The following is a 1130-nucleotide window of genomic DNA, read 5'->3' on the forward strand; positions in this document are numbered from 1 at the left end:
CTAGTGTCGCGTTAGCGAAGTAACTTTACTCCGGGTTGGTTCTTCGGAATCATTGGTTCGTGGCGTTGACTGTGGTGGTGGATGTGTCGCCGGGCGATCGTGAAGTTCTGGAGTCGTGGCTGCGGTCGCCGTCGTTGCGGGCGGGGCTGGCGCAGCGGGCGCGGATCGTGTTGCTGGCCGCGGATGGTGTGGCGGTGAAGGACATCGTGGAGCGGGTCGGTGCGTCGAAGCCGACGGTGATCGGCTGGAAGAAGCGTTATCTGGTGGAGGGAATCGGTGGGCTGGACGATCGGCCGAAGCCGGGGCGTCGCAAGCAGATCGATGATGTCGAGGTCGTGCTGGCGACGTTGGAGCCGCCGCCGGAACGGCTCGGGGTGACGCACTGGTCGTCGCGGTTGCTGGCCGCCGAGTTGGGGTTGTCGCACGTGACGGTGGCGAAGGTGTGGAAGCAGTGGGGTCTGCAGCCGTGGCGGGTCGAGACGTTCAAGTTCTCCACCGATCCCGAGCTGGAGGCCAAGGTCCGCGACGTCGTGGGCCTGTATCTGAACCCGCCGGAGAACGCGATCGTGTTGTCGGTGGATGAGAAGTCCCAGATCCAGGCCCTGGACCGGACCGCGCCGATCCTGCCGCTGCGACCCGGGATCCCCGAGAAACAGACCCATGACTACATCCGGCACGGCACGACCACGCTGTTCGCCGCTCTCGAGGTCGCCACCGGCAAGATCGTCGACGCCTGCTACCCACGGCACCGCAACACCGAGTTCCTCAAGTTCTTGAAGCAGGTCGCCAAGGCCTACCCACGCCGCCGGCTGCACATCGTCTGCGACAACTACCGCACCCACAAACACGCCAACGTCCAAGCCTGGCTGGCCAAGAACCCGCGGATCACCATGCACTTCACCCCGACATCCGGCTCCTGGCTGAACATGGTCGAGATCTTCTTCGGCATCATCACCCGCCAAGCCATCCGCCGCGGCAGCTACGGCAGCGTCAAAGACCTCACCACCGCCATCCGCCGATTCATCGACGGCTGGAACGACCGCTGCCAACCCTTCACCTGGACCAAGACCGCCGACGACATCCTCGACCACGCCACCCCAGGTCAAAGAACATCATTTACGCGACACTAG

The 1130-nt window shown here is 64.2% G+C and carries 1 protein-coding gene; it reads left to right on the forward strand.

Annotated elements, in window-relative coordinates; translation table 11 throughout:
- Nucleotides 1-65: 65 nt before the first annotated feature.
- Nucleotides 66-1130, forward strand: coding sequence for an IS630 family transposase (locus EV651_RS41125; RefSeq protein WP_370354233.1), 1065 nt, complete (start codon nt 66-68; stop codon nt 1128-1130).

The sequence above is a fragment of the Kribbella sp. VKM Ac-2571 genome (assembly GCF_004362255.1).
Classification (GTDB): domain Bacteria; phylum Actinomycetota; class Actinomycetes; order Propionibacteriales; family Kribbellaceae; genus Kribbella; species Kribbella pratensis.